This is a genomic window from Sinorhizobium chiapasense, from assembly GCF_036488675.1.
Lineage (GTDB): Bacteria > Pseudomonadota > Alphaproteobacteria > Rhizobiales > Rhizobiaceae > Sinorhizobium > Sinorhizobium chiapasense.
Genome location: NZ_CP133148.1, coordinates 2,146,890 through 2,167,478, shown reverse-complemented (window position 1 = coordinate 2,167,478; position 20,589 = coordinate 2,146,890). Strand labels below are relative to the sequence as shown.

Annotated in this window: 24 protein-coding genes and 3 pseudogenes; 10 read left to right on the top strand and 17 right to left on the bottom strand. The window is 61.0% G+C overall.

Going from position 1 to position 20,589, the window contains the following annotated elements; all coding sequences use genetic code 11:
- Window positions 1–126: 126 nt before the first annotated feature.
- Genes arsH through RB548_RS10505 form a run of 5 tightly spaced genes read right to left on the bottom strand, consistent with a single transcriptional unit; the run spans window position 127 to window position 2,842 of the window.
- Window positions 127–870, bottom strand: coding sequence for an arsenical resistance protein ArsH (gene arsH / locus RB548_RS10525; RefSeq protein WP_331374864.1), 744 nt, complete (start codon window positions 868–870; stop codon window positions 127–129).
- Entirely contained in the window at window positions 827–1,252 is a 426-nt protein-coding gene (arsC, locus tag RB548_RS10520) for an arsenate reductase (glutaredoxin) (RefSeq protein WP_331374863.1), read from the bottom strand. The genes arsH and arsC overlap by 44 nt, the downstream gene beginning before the upstream one ends.
- A gap of 2 nt (window positions 1,253–1,254) precedes the next feature.
- Complete coding sequence (locus tag RB548_RS10515; protein ID WP_331374862.1) at window positions 1,255–1,950, bottom strand: MIP/aquaporin family protein; 696 nt, start codon at window positions 1,948–1,950, stop codon at window positions 1,255–1,257.
- Between the two features lie 3 nt (window positions 1,951–1,953).
- On the bottom strand, window positions 1,954–2,463 hold the full coding sequence (locus RB548_RS10510; RefSeq protein ID WP_331374861.1) for an arsenate reductase ArsC: 510 nt from the start codon (window positions 2,461–2,463) through the stop codon (window positions 1,954–1,956).
- 19 nt (window positions 2,464–2,482) lie between these two features.
- On the bottom strand, window positions 2,483–2,842 hold the full coding sequence (locus tag RB548_RS10505; protein WP_331374860.1) for an ArsR/SmtB family transcription factor: 360 nt from the start codon (window positions 2,840–2,842) through the stop codon (window positions 2,483–2,485).
- A 121-nt stretch (window positions 2,843–2,963) separates the two neighbouring features.
- Between RB548_RS10505 and RB548_RS10500 the strand changes: the two genes are divergently transcribed.
- Entirely contained in the window at window positions 2,964–3,200 is a 237-nt protein-coding gene (locus tag RB548_RS10500; protein ID WP_331374859.1) for a hypothetical protein, read from the top strand.
- Window positions 3,201–3,253: 53 nt separating this feature from the next.
- On the opposite strand, the gene RB548_RS10495 is transcribed toward RB548_RS10500, so the two are convergent.
- A complete protein-coding gene (locus RB548_RS10495) occupies window positions 3,254–3,628 on the bottom strand; it encodes a hypothetical protein (protein WP_331374858.1) in 375 nt (124 codons plus the stop codon).
- A gap of 532 nt (window positions 3,629–4,160) precedes the next feature.
- Here RB548_RS10495 and RB548_RS10490 point away from each other — a divergent pair.
- Window positions 4,161–4,571: a DUF1236 domain-containing protein gene (locus RB548_RS10490; protein WP_331374857.1), complete on the top strand. Its 411-nt coding sequence runs from the start codon at window positions 4,161–4,163 to the stop codon at window positions 4,569–4,571.
- 483 nt (window positions 4,572–5,054) lie between these two features.
- On the opposite strand, the gene RB548_RS10485 is transcribed toward RB548_RS10490, so the two are convergent.
- Window positions 5,055–5,273, bottom strand: a complete 219-nt coding sequence (locus RB548_RS10485) for a hypothetical protein (protein ID WP_331374856.1) — start codon at window positions 5,271–5,273, stop codon at window positions 5,055–5,057.
- Window positions 5,274–5,625: 352 nt separating this feature from the next.
- On the opposite strand from RB548_RS10485, the gene RB548_RS10480 reads away from it, so the two are divergent.
- On the top strand, window positions 5,626–6,417 hold the full coding sequence (locus RB548_RS10480; protein ID WP_331374855.1) for a DUF899 domain-containing protein: 792 nt from the start codon (window positions 5,626–5,628) through the stop codon (window positions 6,415–6,417).
- 335 nt (window positions 6,418–6,752) lie between these two features.
- Window positions 6,753–7,958 (top strand): succinylglutamate desuccinylase/aspartoacylase family protein, encoded by a 1,206-nt coding sequence (locus RB548_RS10475; RefSeq protein WP_331374854.1) that lies wholly within the window; start codon window positions 6,753–6,755, stop codon window positions 7,956–7,958.
- Between the two features lie 509 nt (window positions 7,959–8,467).
- On the opposite strand, the gene RB548_RS10470 is transcribed toward RB548_RS10475, so the two are convergent.
- Both RB548_RS10470 and RB548_RS10465 read right to left on the bottom strand, forming a co-directional pair.
- Window positions 8,468–8,809, bottom strand: a complete 342-nt coding sequence (locus RB548_RS10470) for a 4a-hydroxytetrahydrobiopterin dehydratase (protein WP_331374853.1) — start codon at window positions 8,807–8,809, stop codon at window positions 8,468–8,470.
- Complete coding sequence (locus RB548_RS10465; RefSeq protein ID WP_331374852.1) at window positions 8,806–9,549, bottom strand: SAM hydrolase/SAM-dependent halogenase family protein; 744 nt, start codon at window positions 9,547–9,549, stop codon at window positions 8,806–8,808. The genes RB548_RS10470 and RB548_RS10465 overlap by 4 nt, the downstream gene beginning before the upstream one ends.
- A gap of 713 nt (window positions 9,550–10,262) precedes the next feature.
- On the opposite strand from RB548_RS10465, the gene RB548_RS10460 reads away from it, so the two are divergent.
- Entirely contained in the window at window positions 10,263–11,177 is a 915-nt protein-coding gene (locus RB548_RS10460; protein WP_331374851.1) for an alpha/beta hydrolase, read from the top strand.
- A gap of 98 nt (window positions 11,178–11,275) precedes the next feature.
- A complete protein-coding gene (locus tag RB548_RS10455) occupies window positions 11,276–11,398 on the top strand; it encodes a hypothetical protein (RefSeq protein WP_331374850.1) in 123 nt (40 codons plus the stop codon).
- Window positions 11,399–11,472: 74 nt separating this feature from the next.
- Here the strand turns inward: RB548_RS10455 and RB548_RS10450 are convergent, their stop codons facing one another.
- Window positions 11,473–11,826: a DUF2200 domain-containing protein gene (locus RB548_RS10450; protein ID WP_331374849.1), complete on the bottom strand. Its 354-nt coding sequence runs from the start codon at window positions 11,824–11,826 to the stop codon at window positions 11,473–11,475.
- A gap of 146 nt (window positions 11,827–11,972) precedes the next feature.
- Entirely contained in the window at window positions 11,973–12,575 is a 603-nt protein-coding gene (locus RB548_RS10445; RefSeq protein ID WP_331374848.1) for a sulfotransferase family protein, read from the bottom strand.
- A 228-nt stretch (window positions 12,576–12,803) separates the two neighbouring features.
- Between RB548_RS10445 and RB548_RS10440 the strand changes: the two genes are divergently transcribed.
- The 3 genes from RB548_RS10440 (at window position 12,804) to RB548_RS10430 (ending at window position 14,914) form a co-directional block, all read left to right on the top strand.
- Window positions 12,804–14,000 (top strand): MFS transporter, encoded by a 1,197-nt coding sequence (locus RB548_RS10440; protein ID WP_331374847.1) that lies wholly within the window; start codon window positions 12,804–12,806, stop codon window positions 13,998–14,000.
- Window positions 14,001–14,057: 57 nt separating this feature from the next.
- Complete coding sequence (locus tag RB548_RS10435; protein WP_331374846.1) at window positions 14,058–14,183, top strand: hypothetical protein; 126 nt, start codon at window positions 14,058–14,060, stop codon at window positions 14,181–14,183.
- Window positions 14,184–14,314: 131 nt separating this feature from the next.
- Window positions 14,315–14,914 (top strand): NAD(P)H-dependent oxidoreductase, encoded by a 600-nt coding sequence (locus tag RB548_RS10430; RefSeq protein WP_331374845.1) that lies wholly within the window; start codon window positions 14,315–14,317, stop codon window positions 14,912–14,914.
- Here RB548_RS10430 and RB548_RS10425 read toward each other — a convergent pair.
- The 3 genes and pseudogenes from RB548_RS10425 to RB548_RS10415 all read right to left on the bottom strand — a co-directional run.
- Window positions 14,903–15,812: pseudogene (locus tag RB548_RS10425) on the bottom strand (IS630 family transposase); the annotation flags it as partial. The gene RB548_RS10430 and the pseudogene RB548_RS10425 overlap by 12 nt on opposite strands.
- Window positions 15,793–15,951, bottom strand: a pseudogene (locus tag RB548_RS10420) (leucine zipper domain-containing protein); the annotation flags it as partial. The pseudogenes RB548_RS10420 and RB548_RS10425, both read right to left, overlap by 20 nt.
- An 84-nt stretch (window positions 15,952–16,035) precedes the next feature.
- The gene (locus RB548_RS10415) at window positions 16,036–17,640 is read right to left on the bottom strand and encodes a PAS domain-containing sensor histidine kinase (RefSeq protein ID WP_331374844.1); all 1,605 of its coding nucleotides are present in this window, start codon (window positions 17,638–17,640) and stop codon (window positions 16,036–16,038) included.
- Window positions 17,641–18,059: 419 nt separating this feature from the next.
- Between RB548_RS10415 and greA the strand changes: the two genes are divergently transcribed.
- The gene (gene greA, locus RB548_RS10410; protein WP_331374843.1) at window positions 18,060–18,557 is read left to right on the top strand and encodes a transcription elongation factor GreA; all 498 of its coding nucleotides are present in this window, start codon (window positions 18,060–18,062) and stop codon (window positions 18,555–18,557) included.
- 192 nt (window positions 18,558–18,749) lie between these two features.
- On the opposite strand, the gene RB548_RS10405 is transcribed toward greA, so the two are convergent.
- The 3 genes and pseudogenes from RB548_RS10405 to RB548_RS32145 all read right to left on the bottom strand — a co-directional run.
- Entirely contained in the window at window positions 18,750–19,154 is a 405-nt protein-coding gene (locus tag RB548_RS10405; protein WP_331374842.1) for a VOC family protein, read from the bottom strand.
- 346 nt (window positions 19,155–19,500) lie between these two features.
- Window positions 19,501–19,959, bottom strand: coding sequence for a pyridoxamine 5'-phosphate oxidase family protein (locus RB548_RS10400; RefSeq protein WP_331374841.1), 459 nt, complete (start codon window positions 19,957–19,959; stop codon window positions 19,501–19,503).
- Window positions 19,960–20,283: 324 nt separating this feature from the next.
- Window positions 20,284–20,589 (bottom strand): annotated as a pseudogene (locus RB548_RS32145) (hypothetical protein); the annotation flags it as partial.

The window sequence follows — 20,589 nt, the reverse complement described above, 5'->3', positions numbered from 1 at the left end:
CGCGTCCTATAAGACGCGCGTCGCAGTAGAGTAAACCCGCAGGAACGGTTCTACAAGCATGGCAACATCCTGCGAATGCCGCCGCCCATTGAACGCGCGGTGCCCTCGGCGTCGTGAGCGTGCGCGTCAGATGGATTTCAGCGCCACCCGCTTTTCCAGTTTGGCGGCGTCTTCCTTCCGTTCGCTGTAGCGGTCGGTAAGGTACGCCGAGGCGTCGCGGGTAAGCAGCGTGAACTTCACGAGTTCCTCGCAGACGTCGACGACGCGATCGTAGTAGGAAGACGGCTTCATGCGCCCGTTCGCGTCGAACTCCTGAAAGGCCTTGGCGACCGACGACTGGTTCGGGATCGTGATCATCCGCATCCAGCGGCCGAGCAGACGCAGCGCGTTGACCGCATTGAAGGACTGCGAGCCGCCCGAGACCTGCATGACGGCGAGGGTCTTGCCCTGGGTCGGCCGTATCGAGCCGATCGAGAGCGGTATCCAGTCGATTTGTGCCTTCATGATCCCGGTGATCGTCCCGTGACGCTCCGGGCTCACCCAGACCTGGCCTTCGGACCATTCCGACAGTTCCCGCAGTTCCTGGACCTTGGGGTGGCTGGCGGGGGCATCGTCCGGCAGCGGCAGTCCCGAAGGATCGAAGAAGCGGACTTCGGCCCCGAAATGTTCGAGCAGCCGGCCAGCCTCCTCGGCCAGCAGCCTCGAAGAGGACACCGGGCGGAGCGACCCGTAAAGGATCAGGATGCGCGGCGGATGGGCCGAGAATGGCGGCCGCAGCGCATCGATGTCCGGCATGCGGAGGTGGCGTGGATCGGCGGCTGGAAGATCAGGCAATGCGCCGGCCCTCCGCGTCGAGGACCGCTTCGCCATCTTCCTTGACGAACGGTCCCTTGAAGGCGTCGGCCGGCAGGATGTCGAGTACGGCTTCGGACGGCCGCGCCAGCCGGGTGCCGATCGGCGTAATGACAAACGGTCGATTGATGAGGATCGGATGCTCGAGCATCGCGGTCAGGAGCTGGTTGTCGGAGAGGGCGGGGTCGTCGAGGCCCAGCTCCGCATAGGGCGTTCCCTTCTCCCGGATCGCCTCGCGGACGGAAAGCCCCGCCTCGCGTATCATCTGGGCAAGCTCTTCGCGGCTCGGCGGCGTCTGAAGATATTCGATCACCTTCGGCTCGATGCCGGCGTGGCGGATCAGCGCCAGGGTGTTGCGCGACGTCCCGCAGGCGGGGTTGTGGTAGATGGTGGCGTCCATGGTTATTCGGCTCCCTTGAGCGTTATTGCGGAAGTTGAGGGTCGCTTGGCGAGCATCCAGGCGGCGACGGCCGTGGCGACCAGCGCACCGAGGACTTCGGCGACGATGAAGGCCGGCACGTCCATCGGGCGGATGCCGGAAAAGGTGTTTGAGAAGGCGCGGGCGATGGCGACGGCGGGGTTCGCAAACGACGTCGAGGCCGTGAACCAATAGGCCGCCGTGATGTAAAGGCCGACGAGCCACGGGATGGCGTCTTCCCGGAACCGCAATCCCGCCAGGATCGTGAAGACGAGTCCGAACGTGGCGACCGCCTCGGCGATCCATTGGCCCGTGCCCGTCCGCACCGTTTCCGACACCTGAAACAGGTGCAGGTCGAACATGGCATGGGCAACCAGCGTTCCGGCGATGCCGCCTGCGGCCTGTGCGATCACGTAAAGCGCAGCCGCCGATGTTTCGATCTCCCGCCTGGCCGCGAACACCAGCGTCACCCCCGGATTGAAGTGCGCGCCGGAGATCGGCCCGAGAATGCTGATCAGGACGACGAGGATCGCTCCCGTCGGTATGGTATTGCCGAGCAGGGAAACCGCCACGTCGTCGGAGAGGCGATCGGCCATGATGCCGGAGCCGACGACGGTGGCGACCAGGATTGCCGTGCCGAGGGCTTCCGCCGCGAGGCGGCGCTTGAGATCGAACGCCATGCTTCAGCCAGCCTTCGGAATGTCGCGACCGATTTCGTCAAGCCGTCTCTGCAGGGCGAGCTTGTCGAGGCTCGTCATCGGCAGACTGGTGAAAATCGAGATGCGATTGTTGAGCATCCGGTAGGTTTCGGCGAAGGCAAAATGCCGCTCGGCCTCGTTGCCTACGGCCGCAGCCGGATCGGGGACACCCCAATGGGCCGTCATCGGCTGCCCCGGCCAGACCGGACAGGCTTCTGCGGCCGCCCTGTCGCAGACGGTGAAGACGAAATCCATCCGCGGCGCATCGGGAGTTGCGAACTCGTCCCACGGCTTGGAGCGCGCGAAGGAGGTGTCGTAGTTCAGCCCCTTGAGGAGTTGCAAGGCGAACGGGTGAACTTCTCCCTTGGGGTGCGATCCTGCCGAATAGGCCTTGAACCTGCCCATCCCGAGCCTGTTGAGGATGGCCTCGGCAATGATCGAGCGAGCCGAATTGCCCGTGCATAGAAAGAGGACGTTGTAGACTTTGTCGCGCATGGGCTTCCTCCCGGTTGGCTCAACGAGTGGGTGCCTCCTCCTCGGGAGGGCAGCAGGGGGTCAAATCGGAAATCAATGGGGCGCAGAGGCTCGTGTTGCCGCCGCAGCAGTCCTGCAGCAGGTAGAGCATGACCGCGCGGAACCGGTCGAGATCGACGCGGTAGATGATCGAGCGGCTTTGTCTCTCGCCCCTTACCAGTCCCGCCTGGGCAAGCGTCGAAAGATGCGCCGACATGGTGTTCTGCGGCACGTCGACCAGCCTGGCCAGTTCGCCGGCGGCGACGCCGCCGGGTTCGCGCTCAACCAGCAGCCTGAACGTCCTCAGGCGCGTGGGTTGCGCAAGTGCAGCAAGCGCGGCGATCGTTTGTTGTTCATCCATAAATCCAGAATAATGGATCTATGTGCCGAGTCAATGTCAGGCGCCGGAGTAGCGCCGGGTGGAGTTCAGCAATTGCGCGCGGCGCTGTATTCTTCCGCGACAACAGGGAGGAGGTGGAACGGTGTTTTCATACGCTGCTCGCCTTGTGGCAATCGTGGCACTCGTCGCCGGGATCTGGGAGATCATGCTGGGGCTGGTCATCTCCACGGGGTATCTGGATCCGGATTTTCTGTCGCGGTTCACGACGGCTTCGTCGTCGGGCCAGGCCATAGATGAAGGGCTTTACTGGATCGTATTCGCCGTCGCGCTCGGAACGCTCGCGGAGATAGGGCTGGCGGTCCGCAAGGGGCGCCAATGAATATCGAGGCAGGATGAACAAAGGCGCGCCGACGCACGGCGCTGTAGCCGCGCTCAGGCTTCCGGGGCGGTGTCGACGAGCAACTGGAAGAAGGTGCCGGCGGCGTCCCGCGGGGTGGCGGCGGCAAGCCAGTGAGGGTCGGTCATTACGACCACGCGCCGGTTTGCGTCGTGCTCATCCGGCGCTTCGGACTCGTAAATTGCGCATGCCATCCCGGTCTTCGGGCAGAAGGCGATTTCGAACACACCGGACGGTTTGCCGTCGGGCGCGTCATAGATCTGCAGCACGTAGGCTTTGAAGGCCTGGCGCTCGCCTCGCTGATCGAGTTCGCGCAGGATCGATGGGCTGAGCTTGTCCCGGTCGACGGGCAAGGGCGGTGTCCAGAAAGGGCCCGTCGCAGCATCATCGAGCATCGCGCCTGCATACATCTCTCTCGCTCCCTTAGGCTGGAGGGCGCTCTCCTGCAGCGCCGCGCGTCTTATCAGACGCGCAAAAGTCCTGTTGCGATTTTGAATTTCCTCCTTGAATCGAGGTCGATTAAGAAGGCATGCAGTAGATTGGCGGTCGGGAAACTATCACTTTTGCGCCGGTTGTGACAGGCTCGGAACCGCAACTTGCCACGGGCTTGCAGCGCCGCGCGCTGCAGCACATTGAATTGCTGTGTTTTTATCCCTGAAACGGCTCCGATTCAGGGGAACGTGCAGTCGGCTGCTGTCGTGTAAAAGGAGGGTCCCAGAGCGGTTTAGAGGGACAATCGCGATGGCTCTGGGACCTTATCGCGCCGACTGCGGTGTCGGGGACTATTGGTGTCGTCGGCGCTCTGTCGTCACAATATGTTTCATGCGGCAGGCCCGCAACGGTCCTAGGACCTTTGGCTTTGCCTGTCGGACTTAAGTCCAGCGGGGGGAACAGTTTTCCCCGGGAGGTCGTTGACCCTTCATCCAACGAAGGAGATGACCAATGAGAAAACTTATACTCATTGCTGCGGCAGCTGCCCTGCTGGGCGGCCCCGCGATCGCTCAGTACAACAACAACAGCGGCAATCGCAGCACCGCTACCGGCATCGCCGGCGGCGCCGCGACGGGCGCCATTATCGGCGGCCCGCTCGGCGCTGGCGTTGGCGCAGTTGTCGGCGGCGCAATTGGCGGCGCACTGGCACCGCCGCCCCCGAAGGTGGTTACCCTGGTCGAACAGATGCCCCCGCCGCCTTCGGTCGTCGTTCAGGAACGGATCGTCGTTGGCAAGCCTCTTCCCGAGACAGTCGTGCTGACCCCCATTCCGGAAGCTCCGCAATACTCGGTGGCTGTGGTCAACGATCAGCGTGTGATCGCCGATCCGAGGTCGCGCACCGTCGTTCAGATCCTCAACTGACGAGCTGATCTGAAGCCGTGTTCGGCGATTATCCGGCCGACCTCTACTGCGTGTTTCGTTAAATCGTAGCCGGTTTAAGGACAAAACATGCAGCAAACCAAAGTGCTACGGCGTCCCTTGCGCGTCTGACAAGACGTTCGGCGCTGTAGTCATCAACCGGAGCCCGTCGCCACCCCTCCTGGCGGGCTCCTCCCGCGAGTTCATGCCAAAACCGAATATGGGACCTTTGTCCCAGTCGGGCTGGGACTAAGGTCCATGGACCACCGGGTGGCAGAGGACGATACTTCGCCCTCTTTGGGAGGGTGCCGGCGGCATGCACCGACACAAACCTAAATTTATTTTAGAATTGATTTAGAGCGGGGCCCCATTCGGCAGAAAACGCGCGGGACCCCGCTTGTGCGGGATCTGCTGGCCGGCTGGACTCCTGTCACAGGCACAGGCACAGGAGCGAGGATGGAGGAGAGGCCTTGCTGCACGGCCCGATCAGTGCGTTCCCGACAGACGCTGCCGCAGGAAAGGCACGGTAAGGATCTTCAATAGCGCCGGATCGCGAATGCCGAGGTCATAGTTGAAGATCAGGCGCGTGAGGGTACGCTCCGCCACGGCGCTGGCGCGGAGTATCTGATGATCCTCCAGCAACTCCTCGAACACTGCGCTGAGCATGTCGACATCGTGAAGGGGAATGTGAGGTCTGATCGGCATAGCGCATCTTCCTCCGTTGGCGCGACAGCGCTATGACGTCAGCCGGGCCCTGAATATTCCCCCTGATGACCGAATGATGCGTTCTCGTGCGGGGCGCTGGCTATTAAAAATATTAATCAGTGTGTCACACGCGCGATACTTCCGGTTGTGTGCGCCAATAGAGGTAGGGCCGGAACGCGTGTTAGCAAGCCCGCCGAAGCCGTCTCACGACGCCGGACCCGCGCTGCCGCACGCGCTGCGGTTGCAATTCGGCGCCACCAAAATGGCGACACACTTGTTACTCGCACCCATCGCAATCCGGAGCCAGACTGTCACTACGAACACATGCAGAAGACCAGGAGGTTCAAGAGCGATGACTACACCAGCCGAGAACGGACGGAAAGACGCACAGCCTGCCATGCACACGCCAGCGGTCGTATCGCCCGATGCGTGGGAGGCGGCCCGGCAGAAGCTGCTGGTCAAGGAAAAGGCCCAGACCCGCGCCCGTGATGCGCTCGCCGCCGAGCGCCGGCGCATGCCGTGGATGGCGGTGACGAAGGACTACGTGTTCGAGGGGCCCGCGGGCAAGGTCAGCCTCGCCGACCTTTTCGACGGCCGGCACCAGTTGATCGTCTACCGCGCCTTCTACGAGCCGGGCGTGTTCGGCTGGCCCGAGCAAGCCTGCCGCGGCTGCTCGATGGTGGCCGACCAGGTGGCCCACGTCGCGCACCTCAACGCCCGCGACACGACGCTCGTTTTCGTCTCGCGCGCACCCCAGGCGGACATCAAGCGGCTGAGGGAGCGGATGGGCTGGGAGATGCCGTGGTTCACCATAATCGACAGCTTCGACGCCGATTTCGGCGTTGACGAATGGCACGGCACCAACGTGTTCTACCGCGACGGCGACCGCGTCTTTCGCACCTATTTCGTCAACAACCGCGGCGACGAGCAGATGGGCAGCACCTGGAACTACCTCGACATCACGCCGCTCGGCCGGCAGGAGGTCTGGGAGGACTCGCCCGAGGGCTATCCCCAGACCCCGACCTACAAGTGGTGGAACTGGCACGACAGCTACGTCGCGGACGCAGCACCCGACAAGAAATGGGTCGAGGTGTCGGACGCGGGCGAGGCGGCGATGCGGAACAAGGACGCGGACAAGAAGTGATCAGCCGTTTCGGAGGTCCGACCGGTGGCGAATGTCGGTCGGACTACAGCGCCGCGCTGGACGGCGCTGCAAAGACGCAAAACGCTCCATTCGCAGACATAGCTCCGTTGAAGTCTTGCAACTTTGAGAGGTCAGGAACATGGTTGTGTCTTAGGTCGCAGGGGGATTTTTGCGACCGATGTGCATGCCGCTATCCTGCTGCATGTTTCCTTCAATCCTATTCGATTGAAGGACAAAAACATGCAGAAATTCAAAGTGCTACAGCGACCTTTGCGCGTCCTATGAGACGCGCGGCGCTGTAGCGTAGCTTTTCAGCACAAAGGAGCTTCCCCATCATGTCGGAAAAATCTGAGAAGGGCCTCGATCGCCGCGACTTCGTGATGGCATCAATCGCCACGGTCGGCGCATCGGCGGTCCTCGCCCGCAGCGCTGGCCCTGCGCAGGCCCAAGGCACGGCGGCATCCTCTGGCGAGGCGGCATCGGGTGCAACGCAGGGGACGGCTTATACCGGCGATGTGATCGACGGGAAGAAAGTCGTCAGCATGCTCGACGTGAACGACCTGGAGCCCGGAAAGAAGCACCTTCTGTATTTCCAGGGCGTACAGATGCCCAGCGGACAGCACTGGTATGTCTCCGTGACGGTCGCAAAGGGGGCGAAGCCGGGCAAGCGTGGCGTTCTTACCAGCGGTGTGCACGGCGACGAGATTAGCAGCATATATACGGTTCAGACCGTGATGAACCAGCTCGACCCCGCTGAGATGTCGGGCACGGACACGGCGGTCACCGACGTGTCCCCTCCAGCCCTGGAAAGCATGCAGCGCAGATGGCCCAACCAGGGCAGAGGCATCGACCTGATCGATTTGAACCGGGTGTGGCCCGGGAACGAGAACGACGTCACTGCACCCGGCCGACACGCCTGGCTCCTGTTCAACAGGCTGCTGCGGCCGAACGCCGACTTCGCGCTCGACTTCCACACCGGCACAACCGGATTCGGAGTCACCGACTTCAATGTCGGCGGCATGGACGTACCCGAGGTCAAGGCGATGGTGGAGCTCTATCCGGTCAGCCAGATCTACGACAACCATGTCTATCCGGGCGTCCTGCACAACGCGTTCATGGACGTGGGCATCCCGGCCTTTACGCCGGAGGTCGGCGCCGCGCGTGTGCTGGACCTCGAAATGATCTCCCAGTTCGTGGAGGGGACGATGAACGTCCTCAAACATCATGGGATCGTTGCCGGGCCGATGGGCCGTACAGCCAAGGACGTGACTGTCTTTATCGGCAACAGTTCCTTCCCGATCCTGGCCACGGAGGGAGGGATCGTCGAGCATCTGGTCAAGCTGAACGACAAGGTCGAGCCCGGACAGAAGGTAGCCGTCCAACGCAACAGCTTCGGCGAAGTGGTTGCAGAATATACGAGCGGGGTGTCCGGAGAGCTAATCGGCCAGCGAAGCGATGCAATGGCGGAACCCGGCAACCCCTTGGTATTCATCCTTTTCCACAAGGCGACGCCGGAGGGCGTCGAGACCTATCCCGAGTAGTCCACCCGCCCGCAAGCCGTTGGTCACTGGCACGAGAGTTCCCGGGCGCGGACAGGTTGCCGCCGACTACAGCGCCGCGCGTCTTATCAGACGCGCAAAGGACGCTGTAGCACTTTGAATTGCTGCATGTTTTTGTCCTTAAATCGGCTACGATTTAAGGAAACATGCAGTAGGTGAGTGCTACTTACGTCACTGGTCCGCAGGGGAGCGTCACTGCTCCTGGTGAAGCACACTGGAGCCACGCCAACGACCGCCCGGCGACGCGCGCCGGCTGGCCAGGGTTGATAGCCGCCGGGGTAACGTCCGGCCTGCGGATCCGCGTCTTCGCATAGATAGGGTCAACCAATTTCCGAAACGGCGCAGTCGCGGACTACAGCGCCGCGCGTCTTATCAGACGCGCAAAGGACGCTGTAGCACTTTGAATTGCTGCATGTTTTTATCCTTAAATCGGCTGCGATTTAAGGAAACATGCAGTAGGCCGACTTTTGCTGGCCGGGCTCACCTGAAATTCAGGACGCTCCCGGCAGTTGGTTGATCTTCGCCGCCATAATGAAATCATTCTCGTGCAGGCCCTTGATCTTGTGGGTCCAGAGCGAGACCTCCGCATGGCCCCAGCCGAAACAGACGTCGGGGTGGTGCCCTTCCTCCTCCGCCAGCCGGCCGACCTCGTCGACGAAGGCCAGCGCCTGTTTGAAATCGTCGAACTTGAACTTGCGGCGGATCAGATGCCCGTCGTCCAGGAGATCCCAGCCTGGCGTCTGCGAAAGATAGCCGGCGGCTTCGTCGCTCGTCAGCGGCGGTATGCCGCCGCGGCAGGGCGTGCAGGACTTCTTAGCGATATTCTCGGTCATAAATTCCTCCTTTCTGGAGAAGCGATCTCGACAGGGCTGCCGACTGCGAGGCCAAGCTCCCGGTCCGCGCGTCCCTCGTTGACCGCGATCTCGGCAAGCCCGTTCGAATTCTCGTACCAGAACGCGGTGCCCGGCAACCGGTCGCTGAAGGTTCTCGCCCGCTCCAGCATTTGGCCGGCTGCCTGAAGTTTCGCATCGGGCGGCAGCATGGCCGCCCGGAGCCCGGTCATGGCGTTGCCGTAATGATCAAGATAGACGATCTCGGCAAGGTCGTCCGGCCACTCCGGCCGCCGACCGAAATCGCCGCGCGGCTGGCCGGGCGGCGGCTCGCCGCGCGCCAGCATCGCCGCCACCGGCGCGAACAGGTCGCGCCCGTGGAAGCTCGCCGACAGCTGTTCAGGCCTCCAGTCGATCTCCCACGAGCGCGTCTTTCCAGCGCGCCGCTGGACCAGTTCGAACAGGCCGTTTCCCGGTCCGACATACCACCGCTGATCCGCCTCCACGACCACGGCCGGCCGCTTGCCGCCCACGCCGGGATCGACGACACAGAGAAAGACCGTGTCGGCCGGAAACCACACGGCATAGGCCGCCAGCAGATAGGCCGATGCTGCCGGATTGGTGGCCGGTGCATCGGCGAAGAGGTCGATGACGGGAATGCCTGGCGCTTCCCGGTGCAGCACGGCCTTCATCTGCCCCGTATAGGGCCCGCTGAGGCCGAAATCCGTAAACAGCGCGATCATGTGGCCAGCTTGCGCCTACTGCATGATTCCTCAAGTCGGAAATCAATTCGAGGACAAAATCATGCGGCGATTCAAAGTGCTGCAGCGACCTTTGCGCGTCCGATTGGGGTGGAGTGACATCACTCCCATGGGGTGGACTACTCAATGCAGGGAAAGCTAAACCAATGTATAGGTGGTATCTATTCTTAGTTGTTTTAAATTCACCTCGGGATATAAGATAAAAATTATTCTGCTAATCGCCCAATGTGGGACGTAATGTCGCAACAAAAATGGATATACCGTTCGAAATAAAGTCGAGAAAGTTTGACTCATTCGATCGGCTGTTCCGAAAGTTCTCTACTTTATTATTAGTGTTACCGTGCATTTTCGTCCTTTCGGCCTGCTCAACTGGAAGAGACCTGGTCAGCGACTTGGCGGTAGGGACAAAAGCTGCTGCTTCCAGCGTTAAAGAGGATAGCACCCTCGATGTCCTTTACGTCACTGATCGAGCGCCTCGCGCTTCCGCTGATGGCGAACCCTCCTACAGTTCGTTTCGGGGGCATTCACTGAGCTTCGGTTCCGTTACGCTTGTTCGGGAGCGGTCGCGTTCCCAGGGTGGGTCAGCTGGACAGCCTGCGCTACGTGTTTCACGTACGACCAGGCTCGGGGAATTTCCGCAATCGCCATACCCGATTGAACTCACGCCTGAGGGGCCCCGTCGGGCACGCGCAACTGTGGATGCCCATACGCGGGCAGTCGCGGGGTTGCAGGGCGAGGTGGCCCGGCGGCTTGCGATCGCGAAACGCAAGGAAGTGGTCATCTTTATTCACGGCTACAACAATAGTTTCGACGATGCCGCCAAAGCCACCGGCAAGATATGCCGTACCCTTTCTCAAGAGTTTGTGTGCGTGTCGCTTTCGTGGCCGGCGGGCGGAACCGGCGGCGCTTTCTTCGGTTACAATATCGACCGCGAGTCCGGCGAGTTCGCAGTGGCGGATGTCAAGAAGGCGGTCCGTATCATTTCAGCGACCGAGGGTGTCAGACGCCTCCACTTCATCGCGCACAGCCGCGGCGCAGACGTTCTATTGTCCGCCCTTGGGCAACTGGGAATGGAGGCCTATGCCGCTCATTCTTCCCCCGCCGAGCGCTACAAATTCGCCAATGCCGTGCTGTTCGCTCCCGACATCGATCTGGATGTTGCCACGACGAAACTGTTCGGCTTCGTATCCGATCCCGATACGCCCTTCGGAGCAAAGGCAGCCCCCTACGGCCTTTTGCCGCGCATAGGTTCGCTGCATCTGACCGTATATTCATCCCCGAACGACCAGGCGCTCGCGATTTCAAGCGGGCTGTTCGGAAGCGTTGTTCGACTCGGGCGTCTGACCAGCGCGAGCCTCGACTCCAAGGGGGCGGGCTCGAATGCGCTGTGGAGGAATTCGCAGTTGTCGGGCATCGCCGACTTTATCGAATACAAGGGAATTTCGGGCTTTGCGGGTCACGGCTACTTCCTGTCCGACCCGGCGGTTCAAAAAGATCTGGCTGCTTTGGTTCGGGACGGCCTCAAGGCTGGTGATCCCGGTCGGCCACTGGTCGAAATAAAACGTCCGTTCTGGAGCATTCCTACTCGCAGTGCCAGGCATTCTCGCTGAGAAGAAGGTCAGCGCCACCCGGGCCGCTGGCGATCTTCATGCCGGTGATTTCCTGTCGAGATCGCAGTAAAATGCATCGAAAGATGGAGGACACGCACATGCGGCGTCCTGACAAATATTGGCGCCGGCGCTATTGGGAAAATGTCGGCACAGAACTGCTTCTCACCTTGCTGGTCGCGATACCCATCGCGTTTCTGGTCTTCCTTGTCCTGACGCTGTAGCGGGCGTCGTCTCCACCAAACGGGTGTCCGCGTTGCCTGCGAGAACGTGACATGGACAGAGATTGGCGGGCGCGTCAATTCTCGCGCAGAATCTTGTCCATCGCTTTGCCCCGCGCCAGCTCATCGATCAGCTTGTCCAGATAGCGAATCTCTCGCATGGTTGGCTCCTCTATGTCCTCGACGCGGACACCGCAGACGACGCCTTTGATCAAGGCTCGCGAGGGATTCATTTTCGGAGCGTCTGCAAAAAACGTCTCAAAGTCGGTTTTCCGGGCCAGTTGAGCTTCGAACTCTTCCGGACCATATCCGGTCAGCCATGAGATGACCTGATCGACCTCCGCCTTGGTCCGCCCTTTTTTCTCTGCCTTCGCCACGTAGTGGGGGTAAACGCTTGCGAAGCTCGTTGTATAAATCCTGTGCCTTGCCATTGTCTCCGCTCCTGAAGCTACCTACCGAGTCAGGTCGTAGTTGGCTCGATTATGACAGTGAGCTGCAAATGCGTCTCCCGATGTTGGGCCGAAGCGGACTTCGCACGTCAGGATGCTGAGGTCCGCATTGGATGGGAAGCGGTAGCTCAACGCCCTATGCGAGCGCGAAATTCGGCGGTTGAATTGGTGCGTGGAAACGGCGCGGAAGGCAACGGTACACTCAGAAAGGCACACAGCGGCGCCCAACCTTCGGAGACCTCATAAACAAGGAGGCGTTCTGGCGGCACCGCTTTTCTTACTGCCTCGTTATGCGCCCCATAGACCGCAATAGCATGATCGCGCTCGTCAAAGCGCCCGCCAAAGACTCCATTTCCAACGACCGCCACGCCAAAAGACTCTGGATCATTGGCGCTCGCATCCATAGTGAGCCCTATTGTTTGGGCCATGCTCTCGTACCATTGCTCAGGATCACGAACAGTGAGTATAACCTTCGCGTCCGAGTAGTAGGTGCTCAATTCGCGCCAAAAGTGCGCCGATGGCCAATCGACCGCAGAGCGGTAGCCTGCAAGGGCTGCGTCCCACTCAGGGAGCTTTCCTTTACCAGCGGCACGCCACAGTGCCTTTTGCTGGGGGTCGCGGAGGACATCAGCCATGTGATGGCACGGCCCGAATCCAAGCTGCTCCAGCGCGAGCTTTAGGGAGTGCGTGCCGGTGCGGCCCATACCCGCCCCTATGACGTCCAAAGCCATGGCCATTTCCTCCGAATTGCTTCAGCGCGCCAAAACTACTATCGCTTCTCTAAGATGTATATGTCACACGCTTGGATGTCTCCTTCGGGTCGACAGCGGTCATCGATTAGCCAACCGCAAACTTCTGCCTCTGGCGCAATGCGGATATCGACCATCAGGCGTAGGTCGAATCCTTACCATTTGAAGGATCGGCTTTTTCTTCCAGGAGCCCACCGGACAAGCTGAGCCATGAGCGACAAGTCAGCCAATCCTGTCGCGGATCGCGACCCTGCATCCTTGGTGATCGGCGCAATTGCCTTCCAGGTGATCGGCGGGCTCGTCGCCCAAATGTCGCCTTTCGTCGTCGCCGGATTGATGGACGGTCTTTCCATGTCCGAGCGCGATGCGGGTATCGTAACCTCTGTCGAACTCCTTGCACTTGCGGCCACCGCGATCTTCCTCGCGCCATTACTGCCCCGGCTTTCCTACCGCCGAGCCGGCCTGGTTGCGCTCCTGTTGACGCTAATTGCCCAAGCCGCATCGATTTCGACCAATGGATGGACGGCTCTGGTTGTATTGAGGGGCTTGGCGGGCGTCGGGGAAGGGGCGCTCTACGCCATGTCACTTAGCATCGTCGCCTCCCAGTGCAGAAACCCTGAAAAGATCTTCGGCTACTTCCAGCTCGTGTGGGCGATCGGCAGTGTTGCGCTTTTCAGCGTCGGCGGTGAGGTTACCGCCGCGTTTGCGCATCGGGGCATCTTCGCCCTTCTTGCGGCAATAACGCTGGTCCTTGCGCCGCTCGTCTTCCTCGTGCCCAACGTCCGTGCGGTCAATGACAACGAAGTCGCAACCGACGCCGGATCGCCCGCGCTCCTCGGTATTTTGCTTTTCGCCGCCATCGTCCTCTACGTGGCTGTCTCGGCGGGGCTCTTTGCGTTCAGTGGGCCACTGGGCGAGCGGGTCGGCCTTGACACCAGTGCGGTTGGATACATCTTGACGATTGCCACCCTCGTAGGTCTCGTCGGGGCGGGAGCGGCCACCACGCTGAACGTGCGCTGGGGGAGAGCGGTACCTATTTCGGCGTTCTGCCTCGGTTACGTGCTTGTCGTGCTTGTGCTGTGCCTATGGCGCGCGCCGCTTGCTTACATGGTCGCGGTCGTCGCGTCGGCTGTCCTGTACTATTTCTCACTGCCGTATCTGTTCGGTCTGGCCGCGGCCTTGGACCGTAGCGGGCGCTGGGCAGCGGCGGCCGGGTCGGCGTACCTGCTTGGTTTCGCTGTCGGACCCATGTTTGCCGGTGCCGTGATCGCTGGCGCTGGATATGCAAGTCTGGCAGCGTTCTGCGTGGCAATGACGATGTCCGCCTGGGGGCTTGCGATGTCAGTCCTCAGCCGAGGCTTCGACGGGAAGCGCCTGACGGATCGGTATCCGGGTACGACGACCTAGTGTTGTGACTCTAACGCTTGTTTCGCCCTTGCGACACCGCCGCAGGTGAGCTGCGCGTTGACCCCGATCGGGAGCGAGATCGCCCCCTTGCTCGCCAATGTGATGCAGTGGCTGGGTACGCGCATTACGCACATCGCCGATTCGCAACAGGAATTCGACAATGGGCGGGCCGCAAAGGTTTGAGCTCCTCGGAAGTGGATGGGGAGGCGCCTTGCGGCTCTCGTCGGTGCGATTGTCGCGGGACTGAAATCCTAGGGACCAAGCGGTAAGCTTGGTACCCCTCCTAAAACGAAGACCACATTTGGGAGAGGCCTATGAAAGCGCTTGTCGTGGTTTGCCATCCGGCTGCCGATAGTTTCAATCACGCGCTGGCGGAAGCGGTGCGGGCGGCTTGGACATCCGCGGGGTGTGATGTCGTCTTTCATGATCTTTACGCAGAAGGTTTTGATCCGCTTCTGTCCGCGTCCGAAGCTCGGGGCACGTCGACCGCGGACAAGACAGTCGCAGCGCATATTGCCGAGCTTCGTGCCTGTGATCTGCTCGCTGTCATTCATCCCAATTGCTGGGGCGCACCGCCGGCAATGATGAAGGGCTGGATCGATCGCGTGTTCGCCCCGGAGGCCGCCTACACATTCGCCAAAGGCGTGGACAACGGGGACGATCCGATCGGCCTGTTGCGGACGCGCGCTGCTTTGATCCTGAACACGGGCAACACTCCGGCCGAACGTGAGAAGAATCACTTCGGCGACCCGCTCGACCACATCTGGCGGCGGTGCATTCTCGAATTTTGCGGCGTGAAGCATGTGAGCCGCGCGCTATTTGGTGTCGTCGCCACAAGTTCCCGCGACGAGCGACGAGCGTGGTTGGAACAGGCTGGAAAGATGGCGCGGGAAATGTGGGAGCTAGCGTTGTGACTCTAACGCTTGTTTCGCCCTTGCAACCTTTTCGAGGGTTGGGCGGCGGACTTTGTCCAGACGAAGGGTTTGGGGTCGGCATTGTGGGTTTCGAGGTATTGCATGATGGCGTCTTTCAGCTGTGCGACACTTTTGAAGGCTCCGCGGCGGATGCGGTTTCGGGTGATGTCGGCAAAGAAGCGTTCGACCATGTTGAGCCAAGATGCCGAGGTGGGCGTGAAGTGCAAGTGGAAGCGCGGATGCGCCTTGAGCCAGCGGTTCACGGCCGGGGTCTTATGGGTGGCATAGTTGTCAACGATGAGGTGAAGGTCGAGACCGGTGGGGGTCCTTTGATCGATCAGCTTGAGAAAGCGCACGAACTCGCGATGACGATGGCGCGGCATGCAGGTCCCGATGACCTTGCCGTCCAGCATGTTGAGCGCCGCGAACAGGGTGGTGGTGCCGTTGCGCTTGTAGTCGTGGGTCATGGTGCCGGCGCGGCCCTTCTTCATCGGCAGGCCGGGCTGGGTGCGGTCGAGGGCTTGAATCTGGCTCTTTTCATCGACACACAGCACCAGTGCCTTGTCCGGCGGATCAAGATAGAGCCCGACCACATCCTCGACCTTGGCGGCGAAGTTCTTGTCGCGCGAGACTTTGAACGTCTTGACAAGATGCGGCTTCAGCCCGTGCGCGCCCGCCAGATCCGCTGGACGCTACTGTAGGAGATGCCTGCCGCCGCCGCCATGCTGCGCGTGCTCCAATGGGTCGCGTTCGGCGGTTTCTCGTGCAGCGTCATGTGCACCACCTGCTTGATCTTCTCGGGCGCGAGCGGCTTGACGCGCGAGGGACGGGTTGCGTCCCTCAAGAGCCCATCCACCCCCTTGACCACATAGCGGCGGCCCCTCGCACCGGAACCGCGCAACCCAGCGCCCGACGATCTTCACCGTCACACCGTAAACCCGCGCCGCATTCGCTTTGGAAAGCCGGCCCTCAACGACGGCGCGCGCCATCTCCTCTCGACGCAAAGGCGTCAAACGGGCATTCTTGTGGATGTTCATTCGGACCCTCCGATGAGTGCTGAAGCCTGGTAACTCCAGCATCCACGGTCCGGTCCGAATGGACAATCTCCTGAAAGCTCACAGCTAGAGCAACGGACGTTCAAGTGAATCCATATCCGGCGGCGTTGAACCCGCCGACGCGACGGGTAGTGTAAATGCGACGGTCGCGCCAACCGTCTCATTGTTAGCCACCCAGAGTTGGCCTCCATGGGATTCGACGATGGAACGGCAGATGGAAAGCCCCATTCCCATTCCGTTGCTCTTCGTCGTGAAGAAGGGCTCGAAGACGCGATTGGGGTCGGCGAAACCGCTTCCGGCGTCCTGAATCTCGACACGGACGTCATCCGAGCGATTTTGACATGACTTGATCCTGAGTGAACGCAGGGGGCTCGTGCTGTCCATGGCCTGGATACCATTTCGGATCAGGTTTACGAGAACCTGTTGCACTTGCACGCGGTCGATTGGAATCTGTGGCAGGCTCATGCCAAGATCGGTGTCGACACGAGTGGACGTTGCAGTAATCTCGTCGGACATAAGGTCAAGGACCTCGACGATGAGCTGATTTACGTCTTCGGTCACCCGCGCCTGCGGCTTTTGCTGGAAAAGCGCTCGAATCCGGCCAATGACGTCGACGGCTGCCAAGGCGACCTGGGTGATGCGTTTCGCAGTGAACTTTCCCCGCTCGACATTCGGCGGATCGGTCGAGAGCCAACGGAGGCATGTGTCGGAATCGGTGATGATCGCCGCCAGCGGCTGGCTGATTTCGTGTGCTATGGAGGCGGAAAGCTGCGCCAGGTTTGCGGTCTGAGTTGCCCGCGCGAGTTTGTCAGCGGAGCGGCGTAGCGCGTCGGCCGCTTGCACCTGGTCTTCTATGTCGTGGCAGAGTCCGAACCACTCAGTAATGTTTCCATCCTGATCCCGCATGGGCTCCGCGCGGCCGGACATCCAGCGATACATGCCATCAGCCCGGAGAAGCCGGTAACGCATCGAGAATCTTTCGCCCGTGGCAAGGCAGCGGCCCAGCTCCTTGTCCACAGCGTCTGCGTCGTCTGGATGGAAGATCGTTTCCATCACGGACTCGAGACTGCTCTTGTCGGACAAATCACGGCCGAGATAGTCAGCCATACGCTTGTTGACAAGCGTGGTTGTACCGTCTGGCGTCAGCCGCCATAGGTGGCTCGGAACCATGTCGATGAGCACGGACAGTTCCACCGAACGGTCGCGCAGTTCGTCCTCGGCTTTCCTCTGGTCCTCAATGTCGATCGTCTGACCATACCAGGCATTGATTACGCCACTGCTGTCCCGAAAGGACCGGCTCGACGCGCGAAACCAGCGATACGCACCACCTCCGTCGCGTATACGCTGCTCGCTATCGAACGGATCGCCCGTCGTAAGACTATGCCGCCATTTGGCGGCAACACGGTGGCGATCCTCGGGATGAACATGTTGCAACCATTCCTCCACACTCCATGAACTCAAGGCATCGTCTGATGCGCCGCCGAAAAATGCCCGCATACTCGGATTGACATAGGTGAAACGACCGCCGGGATCCGTCGACCAAACGTGACCTGGTATATTCTCGACGAGTTGCAGGGCCAGCGATTCATTGTTCGACATCAGATCCTCGCCGGTGAAATCGGGTGAGACAAAACCAATGAAAACAGAGAACGAGGACTGCGAGCGACGCATTTCCGATCATGTCGCACGTGCGGTAACTGACAACTCCATCGCCTCGCGACCGACCAGAACCTCTGACGGGATCCTCACACGGTCGGCCATTATACTCAGGTAGAATCCGTCTTCAATCAGAGCGGTGGCGATGAAACGTACTGGAGTCCGAGGTAGATCGAATGGGAGGTCTTCTGGACGCACGGGAGGATTACTCGGGGTTAGTTTCGTGAAAATCTTGCGGGAAGCGACACGCATCGCTCGTGCGGACAGCGACCATCGGGCGGAGACAATGCCCGGCACTCCTTTGTCCAGAGCCTGCGTTATTCCAGTCGCGCTGACCATCGGAAACATCGTATAAGGCTGGTTGGCGCCGGCCGCCGAGAGGTTGGAATACCGCTGCACACCTTTCCTGGAATTGCTCTAAATGGAGTCCGATCTTGAGCGTCGCCTTCGTCAAGGAAGAAAGTGCCGAAACGGCTGCGGAAACCCTGCTGCCCGACCGTCCGATTTCGCCCCATCCGAACCTCGTCACGGAGGCGGGGTTGAAGGCGCTTGAAATGCAGCTTAGGCAGGCGCGCGAGGCCTATGATGCGACAAGCGCGATCGAGGACGTGAACGAACGACGCAGACAGGCCGCAGGCCCCTTGCGTGACCTGCGCTACTTTGCCGAGCGCGTCCGCACGGCTGAGCTTGTTCCTGACCCGACGTCAACCGACACGGTTGCCTTCGGCAGCACCGTCACCTTCAGCCGCGACGATGGGCGGGTGCAGACCTATCGGATCGTCGGAGAGGACGAGGCCGATCCCAAGGCCGGATCGATTTCCTACGTATCTCCGGTCGCAAGGATTCTGAGAGGCAAGGTGGTCGGCGATGTCGTCAGCGTCGGCGATCAGGAGCTCGAGATCATCGCCATCTCTGCAGCGCCGCGCGTCTGATCAGCACATGAGAGTAGCGTAACCGGTTTGCGGATCTTTTTCCCCCTCATAAGGCAGTTGAGCCGCGGCGCACACCACCTCACGTCCTCATGCCTGTGCTCGGTAGCAAATGCCACCAGAGCCGAAATGAAGCAGCCGGGCGCAAAAGTGTAGACAGACGGGGGACAATGAGCAGGAGCTCCCAGCAGTTCCTTACGGCGCTCCGTTGATCTCTACGACATTCGAGTCGGGGTCGCGGAGATAGAGCTGTGGAAAGCCGGCTGGGCCGGAGCGGGACACCAGCACACACTTTGGATCGTCTTCAGGCAAATCCTCCCGGAAGCCGAGGGCCGCCAGCCTTTCAGTAACGCCCTCAAAATCATCGGTGCGGAACGCGAAGTGCCAATCGTTGCGGTCGATCGTGGGGTTCTGGCGGAAAGTTCCTTCGGGGTGCACGACCAAATGTATCTGCAGACTACCGCAGGCGAGCCACGCGCCTGCTACCGGAAAATCAGGGCGAGGAATTTCGGTGAGGCCGAATACATCACAATAAAACTGCAGTGATTTTCCCAGATCAGCGGTGACGATCGACACGTGATGCAGGGCAAGCACAGACATCGTTGTTCCCCCCAAAGCCGCCACCATCGGCAACTATAGAGATAGCAGCAGCGGCCACGAAACACCACCTGAAGGATATCGGCGCTTGTCTCACCGCGAAACGCGATTGGTGTCACAGGGCTGCCACGAGTGTGCCAAGCGAGCCAGAGTCTCTTGCGCCCAAGGACTTGGGCGCGCTGGATTCCTGTGACAAGCACAGGAATGAGGGATCTGAGGGGAGGCCCTGCAGTGCCGCAACCGACGATGCAGCGGTACGCTACTGTCGTGTGCTGTGATCAGATGCGCAAAGGACGCTTTAGCACTTTGAATTGCTGCAAGCCTATCGTCGTGACGCGAAAGCAACGGCTCATACCGGATCGCCCGGCATCGCCGCGCGTCCGGTCATCTCCTCGATGTCGATGCAATAGAAGACAGGCGGTGCGGCATCGGCGATCTCCTGCGGGCCGGGCTTCAGGCCGCCGGGCTCCCACCAGTTGACGTGTTTTTCGAGCAGCGACCAGGCATGCAGGCGCTCGCGGCGCCATTGCTCGGTATCCGGCAATTCCAGGTAGCGGCCCGAGATGACAACGCTCTTCCACTGGTTCTGGCTGGAAAGCTCGTCGATCGCGACGCAGACCAAAGGATTGTCGCGCATCCACTCGATCTTCTGGCCGAGCATCGAAAAACCGTAGAGGCATCGGCCGGCGAGCGCGTAGTGGATCGGAACGATATAGGGCCGTCCGTCCCGGCAGCAGGCGAGCCGGCCGAGGCGGCCCGAGGCGACGAGTGCGATGCATTCCTGCTCGGTCATTTCCCTGACAAACATGACTTCCTCCTGGAGGCACGCAGTTCCAGACGGAAGGCCGCGAAAGAACTGCCCTGAATACCATCATGAAGGAACATTTAGGCGCTCGCGCGGGCTTGCGCCTTGATACTGATCAAGTGTGAAGCTCCGAAGGCGGGAGCAGGGCTTCTTCCGGGAAGAGCGCTCCAGGCGACACCGACCGTGTTCGTTCAAGCGCGCAAAGGTTTCAGCGGCGCTTGATCGCTGGCCTTGTCCATGAGCCGGCTACTGTTCAACCAGGCTTGCGGGGGTGGCCGAGCGGTCCGAGACGAGCGTCAGGCAAGGGGAGGCGGCCCTTGCCGTTGGAAGCGGCGCGGCGGGCTTCGCCGCGCCCGCTGTTGCCTCGCCCACTGTCGCTTCGCCCCCTGTCGCTTCGCCCGCTGTCGCTTCGCCCCCTGTCGCTTCGCCGATTGTGGCGCCAACGCGTGCCGCCTCGACAATCGCGTGCCCGGGCTCCTGTTCAAGCGCGGCGGCGATCCTCTTCAGCATTTCCCTGACACGAAAGGCATGCCGCGCGGCGGCCTTGGCCTCGGTCGCGTAATAGGCAGCGCTCATCGCCTCGATCAGGTTCAAGGCGGCGAGATTGACGACGGCATAGGTTTCGGCGCGCAT